We start from the raw sequence: 21,418 nt of genomic DNA on the forward strand, positions 1-21,418 counted from the left end.
TTTAGGAGGAAAATCACTCATGAGTAAAATTATCGGTATTGACTTAGGAACAACAAACTCAGTAGTAGCAGTATATGAAGGCGGAGAAGCGAAAGTAATTCCGAACCCTGAAGGTAACAGAACATCACCATCCGTTGTAGCATTCAAAAACGGCGAACGACAAGTAGGGGAAGTAGCAAAGCGTCAATCGATCACAAACCCTAACACGATTATGTCTGTTAAAAGACATATGGGTACGGACTATAAAGTAAAAGTGGATGGCAAAGAATATTCTCCACAAGAAGTTTCTGCTATGATCCTTCAATACATGAAAGGCTATGCTGAAGAATACTTAGGCGAAAAAGTAACGAAGGCTGTTGTTACAGTTCCTGCGTACTTTAACGATGCACAGCGCCAAGCAACAAAAGATGCTGGTAAAATCGCTGGTCTTGAAGTAGAGCGTATCATTAACGAGCCGACAGCAGCAGCACTTGCTTATGGTTTGGATAAAACAGATGAAGATCAAACTATTCTAGTATATGACCTAGGTGGCGGTACGTTTGACGTATCTATTCTTGAGCTAGGTGACGGAGTATTCCAAGTACGTTCAACAGCAGGTGACAATAAACTTGGTGGAGACGACTTTGATGATATCATTATGGATTACTTAGTACAGGAATTCCGTAAAGAAAACTCCATTGATCTTTCTAAAGACAAAATGGCTATGCAACGTCTAAAAGATGCAGCTGAAAAAGCGAAGAAAGACTTGTCTGGTGTAACATCCACTTCAATCTCTCTTCCGTTCATCACGGCTGGAGAAGCAGGACCATTACACATGGAAATCACATTGACTCGCGGTAAATTCGATGAATTGACAGCGAACCTAGTTGAACGTTCTATGATCCCAACGCGTCAAGCACTAAAAGACGCAGATCTTACGGCATCTGAAATTGACCGTGTTATCTTAGTTGGTGGTTCTACACGTATTCCAGCAGTACAAGAAGCAATCAAAAATGTAACGGGCAAAGAGCCGTTCAAAGGCGTAAACCCAGACGAAGTAGTAGCAATGGGTGCAGCAGTTCAAGGTTCAATCCTAACTGGAGACGTAAAAGACGTTGTACTTCTTGACGTAACACCTCTATCACTAGGTATTGAAACAATGGGCTCTGTTTTCACAAAACTAATTGACCGCAACACGACAATCCCTACAAGCAAATCACAGGTGTTCTCTACAGCAGCTGACAACCAGCCGGCAGTAGATATCCATGTATTGCAAGGTGAGCGTCCGATGGCGACTGACAATAAAACATTAGGCCGTTTCCAATTGACGGATATTCCACCAGCACCACGTGGCGTTCCACAAATCGAAGTAACATTCGACATCGACAAAAACGGTATCGTTAATGTTAAAGCGAAAGATATGGGTACACAGAAAGAACAGAACATTACGATCCAATCTAGTTCAGGTCTTTCGGATGAAGAGATTGATCAAATGGTTAAAGATGCAGAAGCACACGCTGAAGAAGATACAAAGCGTAAAGAAGAAGCAGAACTTCGCAACGAAGCGGATCAGTTAGTATTCATGGCTGAAAAGACACTTAAAGATATAGAAGGCAAAGTGGATGAAGCAGAAGTGAAAGATGCTGAAGCGGCATTGGAAGAATTGAAAGCTGCTAATGAATCCGGAGACCTTGAGGAAATTCGTACGAAGAAAGAAAAACTTGACGAATTAGTCCAAGCTCTATCTGTAAAACTATATGAGCAAGCTGCTGCAGAAGCACAAGCTGCACAAGGCGATGCACAACCTGGTCAAGAAGACGACAGTGTAGTAGATGCAGATTTCGAAGAAGTAGAAGACGATAAAGATAAAAAATAAGTAAATCGAAATAGCTATTGACGGAAAAGTCAAAGTCCGAAATTCCGGCTTTGACTTTTTCGTTTGTTAACTCAACAAAATTTGATATCAACGTGTTACAATGGACAACAGGTAAAATGCGATGAGGGGTGCAATGATGAGTAAACGAGATTACTATGAGGTGCTAGGCGTATCTAAATCTGCTACAAAGGAAGAGATCCGCAAAGCATACCGTACACTTTCTAAAAAGTACCATCCGGACTTGAACAAAGAAGCGGATGCAGAAGTAAAATTTAAAGAAGTAACAGAAGCATTTGAAGTACTGAGCGACGAGAATAAAAGAGCGGAATATGATCAATATGGTCATAACGGTCCGGGTGCAGGCTTTGGAGGATTTGGGGGCGGAGGTGCAGATGGCTTTGGTTTCGAAGATATCTTCAGCACGTTCTTCGGTGGTAGTGCTAGAAGAAGGGATCCAAACGCTCCACAAAAAGGTAACGACTTGCAATACACGATGACAGTCGACTTCATGGATGCTATTTTCGGTAAAGAAACAGAAATTGATATCCCTCGTGAGGAAGAATGTGATACATGTGACGGTACAGGTGCCAAAAAGGGTACAAGCGTCAAAACATGTACGGAATGTAATGGTTCGGGTGAGATTTCTTTCGCTCAAAACACACCATTTGGTCAAGTTGTGAATCGCAGAACATGTCCTACATGTCAGGGTACAGGTAAAATTATTCCTGAAAAATGTGAAACATGTCGAGGCAAAGGTCGCGTAACTAAAAACAAAGTTATCAAAATAACAATTCCTGCTGGAGTAGACCAAGGACAACGTCTACGTGTAGGCGGTCAAGGCGAAGCAGGAATTAATGGAGGACCTCCTGGAGACTTGTACATCGTCTTTAATGTGCGTCCACATAAACGTTTCATTCGTGAAGAAGACGATATTATATTGGAATTGAACTTGACGTTCCCACAAGCATCACTTGGAGACGAACTCGAAGTCCAAACGGTGCATGGAAAAGTGAAGTTGAAGATTCCGGCTGGTACACAAAACGGCACAACATTCCGCCTTCGTGGCAAAGGGGTCCCAAATGTACATGGACACGGAACAGGTGATCAGCATGTCATCGTCAAAGTGCTTACACCGAAAAAGATGACCGAGCGACAAAAGGAATTACTGCGTGAGTTTGCATCAATAGAAGGAGAATCACCTGATGAGTATTCCAGCTCATTCTTTGATAAAATCAAACGCACTTTTAAAGGTGAATGAAAGGATTGACTAACTGTGAAATGGTCTGAAGTTTCCGTGCACACAACACATGAAGCAACTGAGGCAGTAGCGAACATCTTGCATGAAGCAGGCGCGAGCGGAGTCGTTATTGAAGACTCCGAAGAACCTGGTAAAGAACGAGTGGACCAGTATGGCGAAATATATGCACTAGATAAAGAAGACTTCCCGAGTGATGGAGTCATTATCAAAGCGTATTTGCCTGTCACTAGTTTTATCAACGAAACAGTTGAAAATCTTGAATTGGCAATCGAAGGCCTTCGTCAGTTTTCATTAAATCCTGGACGCTTTACGATTGGCATCACAGAAGTGGATGAAGAAGATTGGGCTAACTCATGGAAACAATACTTCCATCCGGTGAAAATATCGAAGCGTTTTACGATTGTTCCTACATGGGAAGAGTATACGCCAGTGGAATCTGATGAATTGATCATCGAACTAGATCCGGGAATGGCCTTCGGTACGGGTACACACCCTACGACAGTCCTCTGTTTACAAGCACTGGAGAAGTACCTCGAACCTGGTCAGACGATTGTCGATGTTGGAACAGGTTCAGGCGTACTAGCAATAGGAGCAGCATTACTTGGTGCCAAACACATTACCGCACTTGACCTGGATGAAGTAGCTGTACGCGCTGCACAGGAAAATGTGACGTATAACCATGCAGATGATCGCATCACTGTTTTGAAAGGTAATCTTCTTGATTCAATTGAAGAACCACCTGACATGATCATTGCAAATATATTGGCCGAAGTCATTATGTCGTTTTCCCAAGATGCTTACCAACTCGTTAAACCAGGCGGACTATTCATTACATCAGGTATCATCGGGGCTAAACGGGACGAAGTGCGTAACGACCTGATGGCACAAGGTTTTGATATTGTGGAAACGGTTCTAATGGAAGATTGGGTAGCGATCATTGCGCGTAAGGGTAGTGAATAATCATGCAACGTTATTTCCTGAATCAACCATTTAATGAGCAGCGTCAAGTAGCGATCAGTGGAGATGATTATAAACATATTGTCAAAGTGATGCGTATGACACCGGGTCAGGAAATACTGACAGTTTATAATGGCGTTGCATCGGTAGCGATGATTGACAGTATTTCTGAAGACTTTGTTATCGTTTCAGAGCAGAAACAACTGGACAAAGATCATGAGTTGCCCATTTCCGTCACGATTGCCTGCGGATTACCTAAAGGCGACAAACTCGATTTGATTACACAAAAAAGTACCGAACTCGGTATGAGTCGATTAATTCCTTTTGCTGCGAGTCGGTCGATCGTCAAATGGGATGCTAAAAAAGGCGATAAACGTATAGAACGTTTGCAGAAAATTGCCAAGGAAGCTGCGGAACAATGTCATCGTAACCAAGTGCCTGAGATTTTATCCGTCCAAAGCGTCAAGCAACTGATCATGTATACAGATTCCTTTGATGTCAAATTATTTGCGGATGAAGAAGATGCGAAAAGTGATGTTCCGCATAAGATTGCGGACCGTCTGAAAAACGTGTATCATGGACAATCGATAGTAGTTGTTTTTGGACCGGAAGGCGGATTAGCACGGGAAGAAGCTGCTCTACTTCAAGATGCGGGTTTCCTCCCCGTGTCGTTAGGGCCTAGAATCTTGCGCACGGAAACAGCTCCTTTATATGTTTTGTCCGCTATGTCTTATGAATTTGAATGAAAGAAGTGAACAACTTATGTCTTCAGTTGCTTTTCATACACTGGGCTGCAAAGTGAATCATTATGAAACAGAAGCTATTTGGCAATTGTTTCAAGAAGCAGACTATGAAAGAGTAGAGTTTGATAAGAATTCTGATGTCTATGTTATTAATACATGTACCGTAACGAATACTGGTGATAAAAAGAGTCGACAAGTAATCCGCCGCGCGATTCGTAAAAATCCAGATGCAGTAATCTGTGTAACGGGTTGTTATGCGCAAACATCACCAGCAGAAATTATGGCGATTCCAGGCGTGGATATTGTGGTAGGTACACAAGATCGTTCAAAACTACTTGGGCTGATCGACCAATTCCGTGAAGAGCGCCAGCCGATTAATGCGGTGCGTAACATTATGAAAAACCGTGTCTATGAAGAACTGGACGTACCGTCATTTACAGATCGCACACGCGCTTCGTTAAAAATACAAGAAGGTTGTAATAACTTTTGTACGTTCTGTATCATTCCGTGGGCTAGAGGATTGATGCGATCACGTGATCCTGAAGAAGTTATTCATCAAGCACAGCAACTTGTCGACGCGGGTTATCTTGAAATCGTCTTAACAGGTATTCATACAGGTGGTTACGGTGAAGACCTAAAAGGTTATAACCTAGCTCGTCTATTACGGGACCTGGAACAGCAGGTAAAAGGGTTAAAACGACTTCGTATTAGTTCAATCGAAGCGAGCCAATTAACAGATGAAGTGATTGATGTATTGCGCGAATCTAATATAGTCGTACGTCATTTGCATATTCCGATTCAATCGGGTTCAGATACCGTACTAAAAAGGATGCGCCGTAAATACACAATGGAATTCTTCTCTGATCGTTTAACGCGTCTGAATGAAGCGTTACCGGATCTTGCCATTACATCCGATGTCATCGTAGGTTTCCCGGGTGAAACGGAAGAAGAATTCATGGAAACGTATAACTTCATTCGTGACCATAAGTTTTCTGAGCTTCATGTGTTCCCTTATTCGAAGAGAACGGGCACACCTGCCGCTCGCATGGAAGATCAAGTTGATGAAAATGTAAAAAACGAACGCGTGCACCGTTTATTAACGTTGAACGATCAATTAGCAAAAAATTATGCTGCTCGTTTTGAAGGCGAAGTCCTCGAAGTTATTCCAGAAGAAAGCTTTAAGCATGATACTGAGCAAAATCTCTATGTAGGCTATACAGATAACTATTTGAAAGTAATCTTACCTGCAGATGAAACGATGATCGGACAAATTGTAAAAGTAAAAATCATAAAAGCGGGCTATCCTCACAATGAAGGCCAACCTGTTCGTGTACTTACAGAAGAAAAAATAACGATTTAATATGGGCCACCTGTAATGGGTGGTCTTTTTCGTGCAACAAAATGTAAGCTTTGTTATACTGGAAAAAATGGTATGTAAAAAAGGAGCGCTTTCATTGACTACAAATTATGCCGCTTATATCGATCATACGCTGTTAAAGGCAGAAGCCACAAAACAGCAAGTACTGGAATTATGTGAAGAAGCCAAAAAGTATTCCTTCGCTTCAGTCTGTATTAATCCGACTTGGGTGAAAACAGCTGCAGAAGCTTTACAAGGTACGGAAGTAAAAGTATGCACCGTGATCGGCTTCCCTTTAGGCGCAAGCACATCCGAAGTTAAAGCTTTTGAGACTAAAGACGCGATTGCTAACGGTGCGACAGAAGTAGATATGGTCATCAATATTGGTGCATTACAAAGTGGACTGCTTGAACAGGTGCAAAATGACATCGTAGCCGTCGTTCGAGCAGCAAAAGATCAGGCTTTAGTAAAAGTGATCATCGAGACTTCCTTGCTAGATGATGTCCAAAAACGTACAGCATGTGAACTGGCTGTACTCGCGGGAGCGGATTTCGTCAAAACATCGACTGGCTTCTCTACTGGCGGTGCGACTCCAGAAGATGTGAAGCTAATGCGTGCTGTTGTAGGGCCGACAATTGGAGTCAAAGCAAGTGGCGGTGTTCGAAGTGCGGAAGACGTAGATCGCATGATCGAGTCGGGTGCAACGCGCATCGGTGCGAGTTCAGGTGTTTCTATCATGCAAGGACTCTCGTCGTCAGCCGATTATTGATCAATTCAAAAGAGTAATTCGTAAAATTTATCGTGATATTCTAATAGTTTTTATTGACCAAACAAAAAATATACGTTATAATTTTAGAGTACATAGCAAAGTGCTATGTTTCGAAGTGTGTGTTTGGAGGGAGGGACAAGAGATATGACTAAGACAGTCGTTCGCAAAAATGAATCACTTGAAGACGCTCTTCGCCGCTTCAAACGTACTGTATCCAAGAGTGGTACAATACAAGAGAGTAGAAAGCGTGAATTCTATGATAAGCCAAGCGTAAAACGTAAAAAGAAATCAGAAGCTGCACGTAAGCGCAAGTTCTAATTTCTGCCTACATTGAATTTTGACATTACCTACTAATGTAATTTCTTATAAACCGAAAATCCTTCACTGGATTTTCGGTTTATTTTATTGTGTGGAATTTTAAATTAATTCTAAACAGCGTATTTGACGGGTGCTAGTTTTGGGAAGTAGTGCATGAGTGTGAATTAGTTGATAGGAAGTAGTTGGCGAAGGCCTAGGGGTGGAGATTGGCACTTCGGAGGGGACGCTTTCCTGAGGGTTCGCGGCGAGACAACTAAGAAAGCGTCCGCCAGCTGGAGCTTCCATCCCCTCATAGAGACTAATTCACTCTTCTAATTCAACCCTCACTCCTCTATAAATTCCATTACGACTTCAACTATTCAGTTCATTTCTATCCATAAAGAAACCATATACCATCAAGCTAGGACACACAGAAAGAAAAACTTTTATTTAATTGCAATTAAATGAAACCAAATGCTACTTCAAACGTAAATAATAAGTATAATAGGCAGTAGAGAGAGGTGAGAAAATAATGTCTAAAATGATTAGGTCAGTTTTTCTGCTCATTTTATTCATCAGTACAATCGCATTGCCTTTTATACACTCAGACGCAGCTGAAACAAAAGTATATCAAGTACCCCTTCACCAAGAAGTGGAAAAGGGGCTGCATGCCTTCCTACAGCGTTCATTCAAAGAGGCCAAAGCTGAAGGCGCAGAGACGATTGTGTTGGATATAGACACTCCTGGAGGCTTTGTAGACGCTGCTGATCAAATCGCAAAGCTGATGAAAACAATGGATGATGTAAAAATCGTCGCATTCATCAACGATCGTGCACTATCTGCAGGCGCTTTCCTTGCACTTTATGCAGATGAAATCTACATGACACCAAACGGATCGATCGGGGCTGCACAAGTCATTGATGGATCTGGAAATGCAGCAGAAACGAAAGCCAATAGTTATTGGTTGGCGCAAATGAAAAATGCAGCACTTCACTCAGGCCGTGATCCACAGTACGCACTGGCGATGGCAAATCCAGAAATCGATCTGCCGGACTTACGTGCGCAAAAAGGGGAACTTCTGACTCTCACTGCTGACGAAGCCGAGCAGGTGAAGTACAGTGAAGGAACAGTCGCTTCATTTGATGAGTTACTTAAGAAGCTGGACTTGCAAGATGCACAAGTCATTTCCACAACGGAAACGTTTACAGAGAAAATGGCGCGATTCATCACCAATCCGGTCGTTGTACCGATTTTACTTTCTGTTGCAAGTCTCGGACTGATTGTAGAATTATATTCACCAGGCTTTGGTGTGCCGGGAAGCATGGGACTAACAGCTCTATTCTTATTCTTCTACGGACATACAGTAGCGGGTCTCGCGGGTTATGAGACGTTGATATTGTTCTTGCTCGGCGTCGCACTCATCATTGCCGAATTCTTTGTGGCAGGAGGGATAGCGGGGATCTTCGGGATTTTGGCTATCATCGGAAGTATATTACTGACAGGCACAAACTTGGCATTCATGGCAGTTTCGGTGCTAATTGCGATAGCCGTAGCATTGATAGGAGCAGTGGTTATTATGAAATTCTTCGGAAAAAAACTTCATCTGTTGAATAAAATCATTTTAATGGATACGATGGATACGGAAAGCGGTTACGTCTCCAATAAAAATCGTAGCGAGTTATTGCAGAAAGTTGCAACGACCATTACACCACTTTATCCATCTGGTGTCGCTGAGTTAGATGGTGAACGGATTGATGTAGTATCTGAAGGTCGTTACATCGAAAGTGGTAAAGAAGTAGTGATTGTAGAGGTAGAAGGCTTTAGAATCGTTGTTAGAGAGAAGAAGAAAGAGGAGGAACAAGGCTTATGATGGGACTAGGAACAATTGGACTGGTAGCAGCAGTCTTTATCATCATCATCGTACTGGCGGTATTCTTTACATTCGTTCCAGTTACGCTGTGGATTTCCGCAATTGCGGCAGGCGTACGAGTAAGTATCTTCACATTAATCGGTATGCGTTTACGTCGAGTTATTCCGAGTCGAGTCGTTAACCCGTTGATCAAAGCACATAAAGCGGGTTTAACAGTATCGATCAACCAATTGGAAAGTCATTACCTTGCAGGTGGTAACGTAGACCGCGTGGTTAACGCGTTAATCGCTGCGCAACGTGCAAACATTGAATTGACGTTTGAAAGAGCACAAGCGATCGACTTAGCGGGACGTGACGTACTAGAAGCAGTTCAAATGTCCGTTAACCCGAAAGTGATTGAAACACCATTTATTGCAGGTGTTGCGATGAACGGTATTGAAGTAAAGGCAAAAGCGCGTATAACAGTTCGTGCAAACATTGACCGTCTCGTCGGTGGTGCGGGTGAAGATACAGTTGTTGCACGTGTTGGTGAAGGTATCGTATCTACAATCGGTTCTTCTATCAGTCACGCGAAAGTACTAGAAAATCCAGATTTGATTTCCCAGACGGTATTGAAAAAAGGATTGGACTCAGGTACAGCGTTTGAAATTTTGTCCATTGATATTGCCGACGTGGATATCGGTAAAAACATTGGTGCAGAACTTCAGACTGAACAAGCGATGGCAGATAAAAATATTGCCCAAGCAAAAGCAGAAGAACGTCGTGCAATGGCTGTCGCTAATGAACAAGAGATGAAGGCGAAAACTCAAGAGATGCGCTCTAAAGTTGTGGGTGCAGAAGCCGAAGTACCTTTAGCTATGGCTGAAGCATTGCGTTCAGGCAATATCGGAATCATGGATTATATGAATTATAAAAATATCCAAGCAGATACAAGCATGCGGGATTCCATTAGCAAGACAGGATCGGATCAACAACCAAAGAAAGATCAATAATAACAAGATGAATTCCCGGGAAGGGGATGCATAATGGAACAACTGATAATTTTGGTCATTATGCTGGCTTTAGGATCTTTATTCGGTAAAAAGAAAGACCAAGAGAAACCAGATCAACAACCGAAGCGTCCGACTAGTCAGCAATGGCCAGCTCAACCAACTCAACGTCAAATGAATCAGAGAGAACCTCAGCGTACGAATGCTACTCCTGTAGAGAAGCCGCGTTCGTTGAAAGAGTTATCTAAGAATCTATTCGAGGATATTCAAAAGGAATTCCAAGATCTCCAACAAGAAACGAAAGAATCTGAGCAACCTGTAAAGACGCAGGCGCCTCAGTCTGAAATCTTCTATGCAGAGCCTAAGAAGCCGGCTAAACCCGCTTCTACACCGCGTTCGGAGCGTCAAACGGGCAGAGGTAGGCTGCATGGAGAGAAGCAGTCCAGTATAATTGAAGATGAACAAATTTTGCAAGAAGACCTGATTCCAAGAACTCCTCAGCAGATCATGCAAGGGATTGTCTATGCAGAAATTTTAGGTCCACCAAAATCAAAACGGTAATCATGCCGCCCCCTGTCTTTTCATAGGATGAGACAGGGGGTTTTTTCATGAAAAAATTATTCGCACTTCATCCATCCATTATTCTAGATGAATTCAACTCATTGCGGATTACTGGTAACTATCGCTTGCTCGCATTAAGCGAACAATCCGTATCCTTTCAAACGAATGACTATGTCATGACCGTCAAAGGAGAAGATGTAACGGTTCTAATGCTGACTGAACAACACGCCCACATATCGATTGATGAACTACAGGAAGTGACGGTGCGCTTTACGCCTGAGGTAGGAAACAGCTATGAGTCCTAAACGATTTGAAGTTCAGGTGAAAAATGTTCGTAACGGTTCTGTGTTTCTAAGTAGATTACAGAGAGAAAATGTCAAGATCAGTAGCTTGTATGTTTCTGGAAGTGCTATGTTTTTTGAAACGGATACGAAGGGAATTCAAATCATCCGCCGTTTCAGGAGAAAATACCATGTGAAAGTACAAATCAGGCGTAAAGGTTTGGACACTGTCCAGCATCGGCTATTCGCATCTTTGTTATTCTTAATCATCTGCTTCATTCCGCTAGTTGCCTCTTTGTTTCTATGGAATATCACAGTGGAAAGTGATGTACCAGAAATTGCGCAACGAATGGAAACAAAGATGGAGAAAGCACAAATTACCGCACCCTCTTTATTATCCAAATTACCGGAAGAGGATGAAATTCGTCGGCTGCTGATGCAAGATGAACCTTCTCTATCTTGGATCCGGTTCTCAAGGATCGGCACTTCATTAACTGTTTCACCGATGCTTGCGCCATTGTCGACTGAAGTGAAAGAGGAAGTGAAAGAAAAGCCATCTCATTTAATAGCAAAAACAGGAGGGGTGATTACACGCTTTGCGTTAACAAGAGGAGAAAGAGCGAGTATCATTCATCAAACTGTAAAAAAAGGTGATATGCTAGCGACAGGTATTCTGGAACAAGGAGAAAAAACAACAGTGGTAGGGGCGGACGGGGAAGTATTTGCTGACTACTGGTTAGAATGTCATTTTGAATTACCGCGGACAATTAGTTATTCCATTCAAGGGCAAGAAAATCTAAACATCAGTTGGCAAAAGCCATGGAAAGGTAATCAAATAAAAAACTTAAGTTTTAGAAATCCTGTTATTATTGATAAGACAAAAGAAGCCCACATTGAGGAAGTGTTTTTGAAAGAAGGGATGGAAGAGACCATCATCTTGCCACTAATCAAGCATGATTTATTGTCAAAGAAAACAAATGAGCGCATAATTAAAGAAGAAAACATTTTACATGTATCCTTCACTAATGATAAAGTGAGTGGGACTATACTATTTTTAATTAATGAAAACATTGCTGAAAAACGACCTATAACTCAAGGAGACTGAAAATATTGAGCGAACATGTACTTCAACTTCATATTGAAGAACCGAATGAAGCGATTATGCTTCTTGGCATTTCCGATCAGAACATGAATCTGATCGAAGAAGAATTGAACGTTTCAATCCACACAAGAGGCGAAACGATCTCGATCAGTGGAGAAGAAGAACAAGCGGTAGCCGCGAAAACATTGCTTGAAGAGTTACTGAAAGTTATCCGTAAAGGCATTAATATCAATTTACGCGATGTGGCAACGGCGATTGAAATGGCGAAGAACGGCACGATTGAATATTTCTCTTCTTTATACGAAGAAGAAATCGCACGCAACACAAAAGGAAAAGTCATCCGTGCAAAGACGATCGGACAAAGAGAATACGTCCAGGCGATTCGTTCAAGAGATTTAGTATTTTGTATCGGACCTGCCGGAACAGGAAAGACGTATCTCGCTGTCGTGATGGCAGTGCAGGCAATGAAAACAGGTTCAGTAAAGCGAATCGTGTTGACCCGCCCTGCTGTTGAAGCTGGAGAGAGCTTAGGATTCCTTCCAGGCGACTTGAAAGAAAAAGTTGACCCGTACCTACGGCCGCTTTACGACGCGCTACACGATGTGCTAGGAGCCGAACATACTGAACGTCTTATGGAACGCGGAGTTATTGAAATTGCACCTTTGGCGTATATGCGCGGTAGAACGCTTGACGATGCATTCGTTATTTTGGACGAAGCTCAAAATACAACAAAAGCACAGATGAAAATGTTTTTAACGCGTCTCGGTTTTGGATCGAAGATGGTCATCACAGGTGATAAAACGCAAATTGATTTACCTCGCGGCGTGGATTCCGGTCTAAATGTCGCAGAACACATTTTGAAAAATGTGCAGGATATCCAGTTCATGTATTTGGAACAAGGTGACGTAGTCCGGCATCCGATTGTGGCGAAGATCATTGATGCATATGAGAAAGAGCAGTCAACTAATTAATTGACTGCTTTTTTTGAATGATGAAGATACATAGTTCATCCATCATGTAAAGAACATTTGCTGATAGGAGGCAACTGCATGACAGCTTTAAAGGAACTGCTTTCACAACTTCGAAAAGTGAAATTTACATTTCTTTTGCTTCTTGTCGTCTCTCTTTCTAGTATCTTATTGTTTTTTCTGATGTATGGGAGTACGCAGAACGAAACGTACGAAATATCGGCTTTTGAGATTTCACCGAAAACCATACGGTCACCTAAAACAATAGAAGATATCGAGAAAACTGAACTTGAACGTGTACGGGCGGAACAGGCAGTACCTAATTCCTATCGTTTTTCAGAAGATATTATGAAAAATCGCCAAGCTATCCTTGGTTCGATCTTTACTGCAGTAAGCGATGTCAAAGTCGAAGTGAAGGAAGATCCTGACATGACATCGGATACTAAGATGAAGTTGCTTCAAAAGAAGTTGGAAGGTCTTGAAAAAGAACAGACTTTATTACCTGTTACAGACGACCAACTTAAACAGCTACTTTCGGCTGAACAAGGTGATTTGAATAATTTGCATGAATTGCTGACACATGCTGTGGGAAGAGAATTATCGAAGCCATTTAAAGCTGAACAGGTGCCGATGCATCGTTATGAGGTGGAGCGCAACATTCGAGAAACGAATACTTTGCCGAGAGATTTGCTTGATGTGGCACTAGCGCTCGGTCGAATGGCGGTAGTGGAAACGGAAATAATAGATGAAGAATTGACTGTCAAGAATCAAATGGATGCGCGAGCTTCAGTTGAAGCAATCCGTATTTTACAAGGACAAGTCATCGTGCGTGAAGGGCAGTTGATCGACCGTGATGTGTATCACCAACTAAAGCTTTCTGGAGTCCTCAATAATCAATCTTCACTTAAACCGACGCTCGGCATTATCCTGTTTATTTTGTTCGTATCAGGTTTGACTGCCATACACTTTGGCAAGTCCAAAAGAGATGAGATATTCAAAAAGAAAGCGCTCGGTATATTTTACATTATTTTATTATTGGCAGTCGTATTGATGAAAATCGTAAGCTATATCGATTATGAATTCGATGTCCTCATTGCATTTTTATTTCCGACGGCTCTCGTACCGATGTTGATTAAGTTATTGATTAATGAGCGATCAGCAGTACTGGCGACGATTATTACTTCTGCGACAGCTGGCATCATGTTGCAGGAAGGCTTGGCCGCCATCATGCAAATGGAAGTAGCGTTGTATATTTTATTCGGTGGGATTGTGAGTATTTATTTACTAAGTGAACATGGCAGACGCTCAACGATTCTACAGACAAGTCTTGGCGTTGCAGGATCGAACATGATGTTCATCATATTTTATTTATTGATGACACAGACTAGTTATACAACGCCAGAACTGATTTTCTATGCCGTGGCGGCCATTTCGTCAGGCTTGTTGTCTGGAGCTTTAACGATGGGGTTATTGCCGTTTTTCGAGTCAAGTTTCCATTTGCTTTCTAATATGCGTTTAGTGGAGCTTTCGAACCCTAATCATCCGTTACTTAAGAAAATCTTAGTGGAGACGCCGGGTACGTATCATCACAGTATTATGGTTGCGAATCTAGCTGATGCGGCGTGTGAAGCAATTGGCGCTAACGGATTACTCGCGCGTGTCGGCAGTTATTATCATGATATAGGGAAGACCATTCATCCAGGGTTCTTCATTGAAAATCAACATAACGGCCGTAATCTGCATGATGCACTGACACCCGAGAAAAGTCGTGATATGATTATAGCCCACGCGGAAGACGGAGCAAAAATTTTGGAGAAACAGCGTATGCCAAAAGAACTAATAGCGATCGCAAGACAGCATCATGGAACGAGTAGCGTCAAATTTTTTTATTTGAAAGCGAAAGAAACCAATCCGGATGTGAATGAAGACGATTTCCGTTATCCTGGTCCGAAACCCCAAACGAAAGAAAATGCAATAATCATGATTGCGGACAGTGTGGAAGCAGCGGTGCGATCGATGAAAGAACCGACACCTGAAAAAATTGCTACGCTCGTCAACGCAATTGTGCGTGGCAAATTAGAGGACGATCAATTTGATGAATGTGATTTGTCGTTAAAAGAAATTAAACTAGTGAAACAAGCAATTAATGAAACGTTAAATGGGATCTTCCATAATCGTATTGAATATCCCAATAAGTAAAGGAGCAGAGCAATTATGATAGATTTTTATTTCGAAGACGAAACAGAAATCGTGGACCCGAGTTCGGAGGCATTGATCAAGGATTTACTGACTCACGCGTCAATCATGGAGAAAATGGAAGGCCTATATGAGTTATCTATTACGTTTATGGATGATGAATCCATCCAAGCGGTGAATGCTGAGTACAGAGGCAAAGACCGTCCAACTGACGTAATTTCGTTTGCGCTAGAAGAGTTGTCTGAAGGAGAAGTGGCAATTGTTCATGAAAGCGATATGCCTGTTGTTCTAGGAGATATCATTATTTCTATTGATACGGCTAGACGTCAGGCTATTGAATACAATCACTCGTTCGAGCGGGAACTTGGGTTTCTTGCATTGCATGGTTTCTTGCATTTACTCGGATATGATCATCTCAATGAAGAAGAAGAACGTGAGATGTTCGGCAGGCAGAAAGAGATTTTAACTGCATTCGGTCTGGAACGGCAGTGATTGTATGGAGAAATTCTTGAAATCATTCATCTATGCGTGGGAAGGTATTAAAGACGGCTTTAGGCAAGGTCGGAATATGAAATCTCACGGTTTATCAGCGATGATCGTGTTGATAGCAGGCTGGTTCACCGGTCTTTCACAAATAGAATGGATGATTATTTTTATCGTCATTGCAGGTGTGATGGCGCTCGAATTAATGAATACAGCAGTGGAATATGTTGTGGATCTAGTCACAACAGAATTTCATCCACTAGCTAAAAAAGCAAAAGATATTGCAGCCGGATCCGTTTTCGTGTTTGCTATTGCGAGTGCGATTATCGGCTGTATCATTTTCTTTCCGAAATGGTTTGGATAATAAGATTAAATGAAGAGGTGGTAAGTAGATGCAAGTAGAACAATTAATGAATGAAGCAAAGCAAGCGATGAAGACGGCCTATGTTCCCTATTCTAAATTTCCAGTAGGAGCTGCATTAGAGACTGCTGATGGTACCATTTATCGTGGATGCAATATTGAAAACTCAGCGTATGGATTATCCAATTGCGCAGAAAGAACAGCTATTTTCAAAGCTGTATCCGAAGGTATCAAGTCGTTCAAGTCGATTACTGTAATTGGTGATACGGACGGTCCAATCGCGCCATGTGGCTCTTGCCGCCAAGTTATTGCAGAATTTTGTGCGCCGGACATGCCAGTGTACTTGACGAACTTGAAGGGTCACTTACAAGAAACAACAGTAGACCAGCTATTGCCGGGTGCTTTTTCCAAGGAGGATTTAGATTATGCAGAAGAACAACTTTAAGTCAGGCTTTATTTCCATCATCGGACGACCGAATGTAGGGAAATCTACATTTATTAACCGTATGGTCGGTCAAAAAATCGCAATCATGAGCGATAAGCCGCAAACTACACGAAACAAAGTACAGGGTATCGTCACAACCGATACATCTCAAATGATTTTCATTGATACACCAGGTGTCCACAAACCGAAACACCGTCTTGGCGACTTCATGTTGAAAGTGACACGCAGTACGTTAAGTGAAGTCGATGTCATCATGTTTATGGTCAATGCGGATGAAAAGATCGGTACAGGCGACCGGTTCATTATGGAATGGCTTGTGAAATCCGAGACTCCTGTATTTTTGGTCATCAATAAAATCGACCTAGTGCATCCTGATCAATTATTCGAAATCATTACATCGTACACAAATGAAGTGAAGTTTGCAGAAGTAGTTCCGATTTCTGCACTCAATGGCAATAATATTGAACGATTGGTGGAAACACTGGAAAGCTACTTAGAAGAAGGGCCACAATTTTATGATGCAGAGCAAGTAACCGATCACCCGGAACGCTTCATCATTTCCGAAATGATCCGTGAAAAAGTATTGCACACAACACGTGAGGAAATTCCGCACTCGATTGCGGTGGCGATTGAAAGCATCGAGCAGGATCCAGTAACCGATAAAACGCATATCCGCGCGACTATCATAGTGGAGCGTGATTCGCAAAAGGGGATTGTCATAGGTAAAGGTGGAAAGCTCCTAAAAGAAGTCGGTGTGAAAGCAAGAAAAGATATCGAAATGTTGCTCGGACATAAAGTATATTTAGAGCTATGGGTGAAAGTCCAAAAAGACTGGCGTAACCGGCCAAGTCGTTTGAAAGAATTTGGATTTAACGAGGAAGACTACTAAGCGGTCTGTCCTGCTGAAGGAGAGAGCGTGTTGCTGAATAAGTTGGAAGGCTTTATTATCAAAAGTATCCCTTACGGAGAATCCAATAAAATCGTGACGATCTATACGAAAGAAGCGGGGAAGATCACGACGATGGCGAGAGGTGCCAAAAAGCCTGCGAGTCGCTTAGCTGCCATTACCCAAACGTTTACTCACGGCTATTTTCTTGTTCGTGCTAGTAGAGGCATGGGGTCGCTTGAACAAGGCGAGTTGATCAGCAGTGTCCGTCACATTCGCTCTGATTTAGAAACGACGGCATATGCTGGATTGATTGTAGAATTGCTTGATCGCCTAACAGAATCCGAACAGCCAAATGCAAGCATATTTCGTTTGCTAGGTGAGTCATTTAACGCTATGGAAGAAGGCTATGATGCAGAAGCTATCTCACTGTTCGTTCAGTGGAAGATGCTGCCGGTTGCAGGCATACATCCGATACTTCATGAGTGTGCGAGTTGCGGCGCTACAGAAGGTGAATTCGCTTTTTCCTTTCAACAGATAGGTTTTCTCTGTCATCGCTGCTTTCACGTGGATCCGTATATCATTCGTCTGTCGCCTACACAAATCAAGCTGATCCGAATGTTTTACAATGTTCCGCTCGATCAGATTGGTAAGCTGACGTTGAAGAAACCGACGAAGACATTTATGGCGAAGCTTGTTTCAACGATTTATCAGGAGCAAACAGGGATTTTTCTGAAATCTAGAAAGTTCATCGAACAACTGGAACGTACACCTGAATTGCAAAAACCAAAAAGACAAATTAAAGAAAGCCCAGAAGAGGAAGGCTAATGCCAACTTCTCCTGTGCTTTTCTATAGTTAAAACTGTAGGTGCTTTTGGATATATGCTGTAACGTCTGCAATTGGCATACGTTCTTGTTCCATGGAATCACGGTGACGAACAGTTACTTGTTGGTCTTCTAGTGAATCGAAGTCAAATGTAATACAGAATGGTGTTCCGATTTCATCTTGACGACGGTAACGACGTCCGATAGATTGGGAATCATCATATTGTACTGGGAAATGCTTTGAAAGCTCTGCATATACTTTCTGTGCATCATCTGCAAGTTTTTTAGATAATGGCAGTACAGCTGCTTTGATTGGTGCTAATGCTGGGTGGAAACGAAGAACAGTACGTGTGTCGCCGTCTTCAAGTTCCTCTGTATCAAATGCATCACATAAGAATGCCAACGTGACGCGGTCCGCTCCAACGGAAGGTTCGATACAGTATGGTACGTATTTTTCATTCGTAATTGGATCTTGATAATGGAAGTCTTCGCCTGAATATTCCATATGACGCTTCAAATCGAAGTCCGTACGGTTTGCGATTCCCCATAGCTCTCCCCAACCAAATGGGAATTTGTATTCAATATCCACAGTTCCTTTAGAATAATGGGACAGCTCATCTTCATTGTGTTCGCGAAGACGGATATTGTCTTTGTTCAAACCAAGGTTCAATAACAAGTTTTCTGACTGGTCAATCCAGTACTTATACCACTGCTCATCTTCGCCTGGCTTACAGAAGAATTCAAGTTCCATTTGTTCGAATTCACGAGTACGGAATGTGAAGTTACCCGGTGTGATTTCGTTACGGAAACTTTTTCCGACTTGTGCAATACCAAAAGGTACTTTCTTTCTCATAGAGCGTTGAACATTTTTAAAGTTCACGAAGATCCCTTGTGCCGTTTCCGGACGTAAAAAGATTTCGTTAGCAGAGGAGTCAGTTACACCTTGGCTTGTTTTGAACATTAAGTTGAATTGACGGATTTCTGTATAATCCAATGCGCCACATGTAGGGCATTTGATTTCATGTTCTTGAATCAAATCGAACATTTTATCGAACGGCAGGCCATCTACGACCATTTCAATTCCCTTCGCATCCAATGCTTCTTCGATTAATTTATCTGCACGGTGACGGGTATTACATTTTTTACAGTCGATCATCGGATCATTGAAGTTTCCAATATGACCGGATGCTTCCCAAACTTTCGGGTTCATCAGGATTGCGGAATCAAGACCTACGTTGTAAGGGGATTCCTGGATAAATTTCTGCCACCAAGCACGCTTGATATTGTTTTTTAGTTCGACACCTAGTGGACCATAATCCCAAGTGTTCGCCAAACCACCATAAATATCAGATCCTGGGAATACGAATCCCCGTTGTTTTGAAAGATTGACTACTTGTTCCATAGATAACATTCTAAACGCCTCCAATTAAAATAAGCACACGTCTCCGGACATGAAAATCATGTCCGGGGACGAGTGCATGATAACCCGCGGTTCCACCCCGATTGGTTTTTCAACCCACTTTCATAATGAACATTTCAACTCCCGGCTGCCGTTTTCGTGTAGGTACAGGCTTTCACTATCCCTGTTCGCTCAAAATATACACTACTTATTGACCGTTCTTCGTTTACTTCGTTCAAAATTAGTGTAGCATGCTTCTCCTTTCTTCGCAATAGCGAGCGCGTTGATATATAATTAGTAAGTAAATACAACTTTGAAGTCTGAAGGCGGTGACATGTTTGGAATTAAATACACGTCAGAATGAAATCCTCGACATCGTCAAAGGAAACGGTCCGATAACAGGAGAGCAAATTGCTGAACGTTTGCATTTGGCGCGCGCTACCATCCGGCCGGATCTAGCAATCTTGACGATGGCTGGATTTTTGGATGCACGACCTCGTGTAGGTTATTTCTATTCTGGCAAGAAACCTATCAAATCCGTCGCGGATGGCATGGTCGATATGATTGTGGCCAATTATCAATCAAGACCAGTCGTCATCACTGAAAATCTATCTGTATATGACGCGATTTGCCAGCTGTTTTTAGAAGATGTAGGTACACTATTCGTAGTAGATCAGCAGTCGTTATTGACAGGCGTGGTGTCACGTAAGGATTTGCTGAGAACGAGCATCGGAAGAACAGGATTAGAAAAGATACCCGTGCATGTCATTATGACAAGAATGCCGAATGTCACATATTGCAAAAAAGAAGATACACTCATTTCTGTTGCCAAAAAAATGATGGACAGCCAAATCGATTCATTACCTATAATTCAAGAACGTGAAAATGGACTTGAAGTAATGGGGCGAGTGACGAAAACAAATATTACCGCCGCTTTTCTTTCATTAGTGGAAGATCAAGATGTATGAGGAGTGACAGGATGACAAAATTCACATTATTCATTGTCTCGGATTCTGTCGGGGAAACTGCAGGCCTTGTGACGAAAGCAGCCGCAAGTCAGTTTCGTCATGATTTAGAGACTGTTTCCATTAAAAGATTCTCGTATATAGAAGAGAATTCGCAATTGGAAGAAATTGTGTTCTTAGCAAAACAACAACAAGCATTGATTGTTTTCACATTGGTCAAAAGCCAAATGAGGGAGCAGCTACATCTACTTTGCGAAGAGTTGAAAGTGCCTGCAGTAGACTTGCTTGGTCCATTGATTGACAAGATGGGAGACCGGTTGAAACAAGTACCATTTGAAGAGCCCGGTCTTGTCAGAAAGTTGGACGATGATTATTTTAAGAAAATCGAAGCGATTGAGTTTGCGGTTCGCTATGACGATGGAAGAGACACACGTGGCATATTGGAAGCGGATATTGTTTTAATCGGTGTCTCACGAACTTCCAAAACGCCGTTATCTCAATTCCTAGCGAATAAAGGTTTTAAAGTGGCCAATGTGCCGCTTGTGCCTGAAGTCGACCCGCCATCAGAACTGTTTTCTATTGATCCTGCAAAGTGCTTCGGCTTATGTATTTCCGTTGAGCAATTGAATTCAATTCGAAAATCCCGCTTGGAGACATTAGGCTTGAATGATGATGCAAACTATGCGACAATAGCACGTATTCAACAAGAGATCGACTATTTCAATAGAATTACTACACGTGTCGGTTGTAACGTCATCGATGTGACGAATCGCGCGGTAGAAGAGACAGCCAATACGATTCTAAAAGCATTTTCAGCAAGGAAGGCCAACTGAACGAACTAGTTGGGTCTT

Annotated in this window: 22 protein-coding genes; 21 read left to right on the top strand and 1 reads right to left on the bottom strand. The window is 42.2% G+C overall.

Features of this window, described 5'->3' with window-relative positions:
• The first annotated feature begins 19 nt into the window (after positions 1 to 19).
• From dnaK to recO, 19 genes are all read left to right on the top strand, one after another.
• Positions 20 to 1,855 (top strand): molecular chaperone DnaK, encoded by a 1,836-nt coding sequence (dnaK, locus tag CSV80_RS00345; protein ID WP_099669120.1) that lies wholly within the window; start codon positions 20 to 22, stop codon positions 1,853 to 1,855.
• A gap of 136 nt (positions 1,856 to 1,991) precedes the next feature.
• Positions 1,992 to 3,113, top strand: coding sequence for a molecular chaperone DnaJ (gene dnaJ / locus CSV80_RS00350; protein WP_029054675.1), 1,122 nt, complete (start codon positions 1,992 to 1,994; stop codon positions 3,111 to 3,113).
• Positions 3,114 to 3,128: 15 nt separating this feature from the next.
• Positions 3,129 to 4,073, top strand: a complete 945-nt coding sequence (gene prmA / locus CSV80_RS00355; RefSeq protein WP_029054676.1) for a 50S ribosomal protein L11 methyltransferase — start codon at positions 3,129 to 3,131, stop codon at positions 4,071 to 4,073.
• Positions 4,074 to 4,075: 2 nt separating this feature from the next.
• Positions 4,076 to 4,816, top strand: a complete 741-nt coding sequence (locus CSV80_RS00360; protein ID WP_099669121.1) for a 16S rRNA (uracil(1498)-N(3))-methyltransferase — start codon at positions 4,076 to 4,078, stop codon at positions 4,814 to 4,816.
• A 16-nt stretch (positions 4,817 to 4,832) separates the two neighbouring features.
• Positions 4,833 to 6,173: a tRNA (N(6)-L-threonylcarbamoyladenosine(37)-C(2))-methylthiotransferase MtaB gene (gene mtaB, locus CSV80_RS00365; RefSeq protein ID WP_099669122.1), complete on the top strand. Its 1,341-nt coding sequence runs from the start codon at positions 4,833 to 4,835 to the stop codon at positions 6,171 to 6,173.
• A gap of 67 nt (positions 6,174 to 6,240) precedes the next feature.
• The gene (gene deoC, locus CSV80_RS00370) at positions 6,241 to 6,939 is read left to right on the top strand and encodes a deoxyribose-phosphate aldolase (protein ID WP_369802793.1); all 699 of its coding nucleotides are present in this window, start codon (positions 6,241 to 6,243) and stop codon (positions 6,937 to 6,939) included.
• A 144-nt stretch (positions 6,940 to 7,083) separates the two neighbouring features.
• Complete coding sequence (rpsU, locus tag CSV80_RS00375; protein WP_029054680.1) at positions 7,084 to 7,257, top strand: 30S ribosomal protein S21; 174 nt, start codon at positions 7,084 to 7,086, stop codon at positions 7,255 to 7,257.
• A 511-nt stretch (positions 7,258 to 7,768) separates the two neighbouring features.
• The gene (locus CSV80_RS00380) at positions 7,769 to 9,106 is read left to right on the top strand and encodes an NfeD family protein (protein WP_099669123.1); all 1,338 of its coding nucleotides are present in this window, start codon (positions 7,769 to 7,771) and stop codon (positions 9,104 to 9,106) included.
• Positions 9,106 to 10,098, top strand: a complete 993-nt coding sequence (gene floA, locus CSV80_RS00385) for a flotillin-like protein FloA (RefSeq protein WP_029054682.1) — start codon at positions 9,106 to 9,108, stop codon at positions 10,096 to 10,098. The genes CSV80_RS00380 and floA overlap by 1 nt, the downstream gene beginning before the upstream one ends.
• A 33-nt stretch (positions 10,099 to 10,131) precedes the next feature.
• On the top strand, positions 10,132 to 10,656 hold the full coding sequence (locus CSV80_RS00390) for a hypothetical protein (RefSeq protein ID WP_099669124.1): 525 nt from the start codon (positions 10,132 to 10,134) through the stop codon (positions 10,654 to 10,656).
• Between the two features lie 47 nt (positions 10,657 to 10,703).
• A complete protein-coding gene (locus CSV80_RS00395; RefSeq protein WP_029054684.1) occupies positions 10,704 to 10,961 on the top strand; it encodes a YabP/YqfC family sporulation protein in 258 nt (85 codons plus the stop codon).
• The gene (locus CSV80_RS00400) at positions 10,951 to 12,042 is read left to right on the top strand and encodes a sporulation protein YqfD (RefSeq protein ID WP_099669125.1); all 1,092 of its coding nucleotides are present in this window, start codon (positions 10,951 to 10,953) and stop codon (positions 12,040 to 12,042) included. The genes CSV80_RS00395 and CSV80_RS00400 overlap by 11 nt, the downstream gene beginning before the upstream one ends.
• Before the next feature lie 56 nt (positions 12,043 to 12,098).
• Positions 12,099 to 13,010 carry a PhoH family protein gene (locus CSV80_RS00405; protein WP_051210593.1) on the top strand — a complete coding sequence of 304 codons (912 nt, stop codon included), beginning with the start codon at positions 12,099 to 12,101 and terminating at the stop codon, positions 13,008 to 13,010.
• Between the two features lie 78 nt (positions 13,011 to 13,088).
• Positions 13,089 to 15,206, top strand: a complete 2,118-nt coding sequence (locus CSV80_RS00410) for an HD family phosphohydrolase (RefSeq protein WP_199083901.1) — start codon at positions 13,089 to 13,091, stop codon at positions 15,204 to 15,206.
• 15 nt (positions 15,207 to 15,221) lie between these two features.
• A complete protein-coding gene (gene ybeY / locus CSV80_RS00415; protein ID WP_099669127.1) occupies positions 15,222 to 15,695 on the top strand; it encodes an rRNA maturation RNase YbeY in 474 nt (157 codons plus the stop codon).
• A 4-nt stretch (positions 15,696 to 15,699) separates the two neighbouring features.
• Positions 15,700 to 16,050 carry a diacylglycerol kinase family protein gene (locus CSV80_RS00420; RefSeq protein WP_099669128.1) on the top strand — a complete coding sequence of 117 codons (351 nt, stop codon included), beginning with the start codon at positions 15,700 to 15,702 and terminating at the stop codon, positions 16,048 to 16,050.
• 28 nt (positions 16,051 to 16,078) lie between these two features.
• The gene (locus CSV80_RS00425) at positions 16,079 to 16,492 is read left to right on the top strand and encodes a cytidine deaminase (protein ID WP_099669129.1); all 414 of its coding nucleotides are present in this window, start codon (positions 16,079 to 16,081) and stop codon (positions 16,490 to 16,492) included.
• A complete protein-coding gene (gene era, locus CSV80_RS00430; protein ID WP_099669130.1) occupies positions 16,473 to 17,381 on the top strand; it encodes a GTPase Era in 909 nt (302 codons plus the stop codon). Before CSV80_RS00425 ends, era begins: the two co-directional genes overlap by 20 nt.
• Positions 17,382 to 17,411: 30 nt before the next feature.
• A complete protein-coding gene (gene recO / locus CSV80_RS00435) occupies positions 17,412 to 18,206 on the top strand; it encodes a DNA repair protein RecO (RefSeq protein WP_099669131.1) in 795 nt (264 codons plus the stop codon).
• Between the two features lie 28 nt (positions 18,207 to 18,234).
• On the opposite strand, the gene CSV80_RS00440 is transcribed toward recO, so the two are convergent.
• Complete coding sequence (locus tag CSV80_RS00440; RefSeq protein ID WP_029054693.1) at positions 18,235 to 19,614, bottom strand: glycine--tRNA ligase; 1,380 nt, start codon at positions 19,612 to 19,614, stop codon at positions 18,235 to 18,237.
• 317 nt (positions 19,615 to 19,931) lie between these two features.
• On the opposite strand from CSV80_RS00440, the gene ccpN reads away from it, so the two are divergent.
• Positions 19,932 to 20,570, top strand: coding sequence for a transcriptional regulator CcpN (ccpN, locus tag CSV80_RS00445; RefSeq protein WP_099669132.1), 639 nt, complete (start codon positions 19,932 to 19,934; stop codon positions 20,568 to 20,570).
• A gap of 11 nt (positions 20,571 to 20,581) precedes the next feature.
• Positions 20,582 to 21,400, top strand: a complete 819-nt coding sequence (locus tag CSV80_RS00450) for a pyruvate, water dikinase regulatory protein (RefSeq protein WP_099669133.1) — start codon at positions 20,582 to 20,584, stop codon at positions 21,398 to 21,400.
• The last annotated feature ends 18 nt before the right edge of the window (positions 21,401 to 21,418 follow it).

The sequence above is a fragment of the Sporosarcina sp. P12(2017) genome (assembly GCF_002743035.1).
Classification (GTDB): Bacteria; Bacillota; Bacilli; order Bacillales_A; family Planococcaceae; genus Sporosarcina; species Sporosarcina ureae.

What these genes read in the sequence shown, in the direction of transcription:
- mtaB (WP_099669122.1), top strand. Translation starts at nt 4,833, where the DNA reads ATGTCTTCAGTTGCTTTTCATACACTGGGCTGCAAAGTGAATCATTAT.
- CSV80_RS00390 (WP_099669124.1), top strand. Translation starts at nt 10,132, where the DNA reads ATGGAACAACTGATAATTTTGGTCATTATGCTGGCTTTAGGATCTTTA.
- CSV80_RS00420 (WP_099669128.1), top strand. Translation starts at nt 15,700, where the DNA reads ATGGAGAAATTCTTGAAATCATTCATCTATGCGTGGGAAGGTATTAAA.
- CSV80_RS00405 (WP_051210593.1), top strand. Translation starts at nt 12,099, where the DNA reads ATGCTTCTTGGCATTTCCGATCAGAACATGAATCTGATCGAAGAAGAA.
- CSV80_RS00395 (WP_029054684.1), top strand. Translation starts at nt 10,704, where the DNA reads ATGAAAAAATTATTCGCACTTCATCCATCCATTATTCTAGATGAATTC.
- CSV80_RS00360 (WP_099669121.1), top strand. Translation starts at nt 4,076, where the DNA reads ATGCAACGTTATTTCCTGAATCAACCATTTAATGAGCAGCGTCAAGTA.
- ybeY (WP_099669127.1), top strand. Translation starts at nt 15,222, where the DNA reads ATGATAGATTTTTATTTCGAAGACGAAACAGAAATCGTGGACCCGAGT.
- CSV80_RS00400 (WP_099669125.1), top strand. Translation starts at nt 10,951, where the DNA reads ATGAGTCCTAAACGATTTGAAGTTCAGGTGAAAAATGTTCGTAACGGT.
- CSV80_RS00440 (WP_029054693.1), bottom strand. Translation starts at nt 19,614, where the DNA reads ATGTTATCTATGGAACAAGTAGTCAATCTTTCAAAACAACGGGGATTC.
- era (WP_099669130.1), top strand. Translation starts at nt 16,473, where the DNA reads ATGCAGAAGAACAACTTTAAGTCAGGCTTTATTTCCATCATCGGACGA.
- dnaK (WP_099669120.1), top strand. Translation starts at nt 20, where the DNA reads ATGAGTAAAATTATCGGTATTGACTTAGGAACAACAAACTCAGTAGTA.
- dnaJ (WP_029054675.1), top strand. Translation starts at nt 1,992, where the DNA reads ATGAGTAAACGAGATTACTATGAGGTGCTAGGCGTATCTAAATCTGCT.
- CSV80_RS00410 (WP_199083901.1), top strand. Translation starts at nt 13,089, where the DNA reads ATGACAGCTTTAAAGGAACTGCTTTCACAACTTCGAAAAGTGAAATTT.
- CSV80_RS00425 (WP_099669129.1), top strand. Translation starts at nt 16,079, where the DNA reads ATGCAAGTAGAACAATTAATGAATGAAGCAAAGCAAGCGATGAAGACG.
- CSV80_RS00380 (WP_099669123.1), top strand. Translation starts at nt 7,769, where the DNA reads ATGTCTAAAATGATTAGGTCAGTTTTTCTGCTCATTTTATTCATCAGT.
- deoC (WP_369802793.1), top strand. Translation starts at nt 6,241, where the DNA reads ATGGTATGTAAAAAAGGAGCGCTTTCATTGACTACAAATTATGCCGCT.
- CSV80_RS00450 (WP_099669133.1), top strand. Translation starts at nt 20,582, where the DNA reads ATGACAAAATTCACATTATTCATTGTCTCGGATTCTGTCGGGGAAACT.
- rpsU (WP_029054680.1), top strand. Translation starts at nt 7,084, where the DNA reads ATGACTAAGACAGTCGTTCGCAAAAATGAATCACTTGAAGACGCTCTT.
- floA (WP_029054682.1), top strand. Translation starts at nt 9,106, where the DNA reads ATGGGACTAGGAACAATTGGACTGGTAGCAGCAGTCTTTATCATCATC.